Raw genomic sequence first — 518 nt, 5'->3', positions numbered from 1 at the left:
AGCTGCTGCAGGTACGCCGGGAAGCTGTGCAGCTGCTGCGCGTACGGGAGCACGGCGTGCGTGTGCGCGCCGAGGAAGTTGACGTACCAGACGTTGAGCAGGCCCATGAGGAACGGCACGTTGCGCTCGAACGGGGTCGTACGGGCGTGCTCGTCGACCGCGTGGAAGCCCGCGAGCAGCTCGCGGAACGCGTCGGGGCCGATCGCGATCGCGAGGGACGTGCCGATCGCGGAGTCGACCGAGTAGCGCCCGCCGACCCAGTCCCAGAACCCGAACGCGTTGGCCGGGTCGATGCCGAACTCGGCGACCTTGTCGAGCGCCGTCGAGACCGCGACGAAGTGCTGCGCGACCGCGCCGCGCCGCGCCTCGTCGGTGTCCTCGATGCGGCCCTCGCCGACGAGCCGCTCCCACAGCCAGGCGCGCGCCAGACGCGCGTTGGTGAGGGTCTCGAGCGTCGTGAACGTCTTGGACGCGACGATGAACAGCGTGGTCGTCGGGTCGAGGTCGGCCGTCTTCTG

At 70.5% G+C, this 518-nt stretch carries 1 pseudogene; it reads right to left on the bottom strand.

Features of this window, described 5'->3' with window-relative positions:
- Positions 1–518, bottom strand: a pseudogene (locus tag G3I71_RS46535) (glucose-6-phosphate isomerase); the annotation flags it as partial.

This window comes from Streptomyces sp. SID12501 (assembly GCF_010550245.1).
Lineage (GTDB): Bacteria > Actinomycetota > Actinomycetes > Streptomycetales > Streptomycetaceae > Streptomyces.
Note: the sequence above shows the minus strand (reverse complement) of the source record. Positions and strands in the feature narration are given on the sequence as shown.